Source organism: Rhodococcus sp. P3_B8, from assembly GCF_056402775.1.
The window spans coordinates 1-1580 of the sequence record NZ_JBFUGT010000607.1 but is presented as its reverse complement, the minus strand read 5'-3'; the positions used below and the strand labels follow the sequence as shown (position 1 = coordinate 1580).

Sequence of the window (1580 nt, the reverse complement as noted above, 5' to 3'; positions counted from 1 at the left end):
CCGGACGTGCTGGCGAAGGTCTCCCGTGGGCTGGGTGAGGCGATGGTCGGGATCAACGTCGACGACATCCCCGTCCCGCACCGGCTCGCCGAACGCGGCTGGTGATCTCCGCGATCGATCGGTGATCGATCGCGGCGCTCCCGGCGCCGCACTACTTCCGTTCGCACCGCACGAGGCCCCGACCCGGGCCTCGTGCGGTGCGGTGCGCCGGTGCCCGGGACCCGTGTGAGAGTGTCAGCGGACGAGCATCGGAAGGGGCCGTGGATGGCGACGATCGAAGAGATCCTGGAAGTGGAACGCCTCGAGGAGAACATCTTCCGAGGCATAGCGACCGAGACCATGCTTCCCCGCACGTTCGGTGGGCAGGTGGCCGGTCAGGCGCTGGTGGCGGCGGTCCGCACCGTAGACCCCCGTTTCATGGTGCATTCGCTGCACGGCTACTTCCTGCGTCCCGGAAACCCCACGATGCCGATCGTGTACCTGGTGGACCGCATCCGGGACGGTCGGTCGTTCGTCACCCGGCGGGTCAGTGCCGTCCAGGACGGTCAGGCGATCTTCACGATGTCGGCGTCGTTCCAGGTCGAGGACGAGGGCATCGAGCACCAGGACGAGATGCCCGTGGTCCCGCCGCCCGATACGCTGCCGTTCGCCAGTGACTCCGACGACCCGGAGATCGCCTGGCTCGCCCGGGAGTGGTCCGACTGGGACATCCGGATGGTCGGCCACGGCGAGGTCGACCGTCGGCGCGGTGCGGCCGCTCAGCAGCAGGCGTGGTTCCGGTCCCGCAAGACGCTGCCCGACGACCCCGTCTTCCACGTCTGCGCACTGGCCTACATGAGCGACATGACGCTGATCGGTTCCGCCATGACCTCGCACCCCGGTGTCGAGATCAACGGTGCCTCACTCGATCACGCGCTGTGGTTCCTGCGCCCGTTCCGGGCCGACGAGTGGCTGCTGTACGACCAGACGTCACCGTCCGCCGGATTCGGACGGGCGCTCGCGCAGGGCCGGATCTTCGACCGGAAGGGCAACCTGGTCGCGGCCGTCGTGCAGGAAGGGCTGACCCGGTTCCTGCGCACGACGTGAGCGGCCTCAGCGGCCCGCCCGGACTGCGGGCCTCGGCGGATGGTCGTACCGCACCAGCAGGTCGGGTTCGTCCGTGACGTCGGCAGCACGGCGCAGCAGTGCGGGGACGGTCCATTGTTGATCGGCCGGGGTTCGGCGCATCAGGGCGCCTTCGCCCAGATGGAGTTGCACGGTGACGTCGAAGTCGAGATCCCGGCCCAGCAGCATCGGGCCCGCGACGAGAAGCACCTGACCGTCGGCCGCGGGAACGCGGGCGCAGCGGGCGGAGCGATCCTCGGCCTCGTCCCACAGGCGCGGCAACCACCGGCGGTCGGTGCGGACCGACCGCACCACCTCCCGGTTCAGGGCGTCGTAGTCGAACCAGAGGGTGCGGTAGCTGAGTTCGTCGTCGCGCCCGTGCTCGAACCGCAGGGAGGCGGGCCGGACGTAGTCGTGGAGCGACACGACGTCACACGGGCGGCCCCGCTCCCGCAGCGAGGCGCACACCGCGTCCG

General features: G+C 70.0%; 2 protein-coding genes. One reads left to right on the top strand and one right to left on the bottom strand.

What is annotated here, in order from left to right:
- Positions 1-264: 264 nt before the first annotated feature.
- Positions 265-1086, top strand: a complete 822-nt coding sequence (locus AC1D1G_RS45030) for an acyl-CoA thioesterase (RefSeq protein WP_317567464.1) — start codon at positions 265-267, stop codon at positions 1084-1086.
- A 6-nt stretch (positions 1087-1092) separates the two neighbouring features.
- On the opposite strand, the gene AC1D1G_RS45025 is transcribed toward AC1D1G_RS45030, so the two are convergent.
- Positions 1093-1580 (bottom strand): nucleoside/nucleotide kinase family protein (locus AC1D1G_RS45025; protein ID WP_477956923.1); only part of this gene is annotated, 488 nt, incomplete at its 5' end.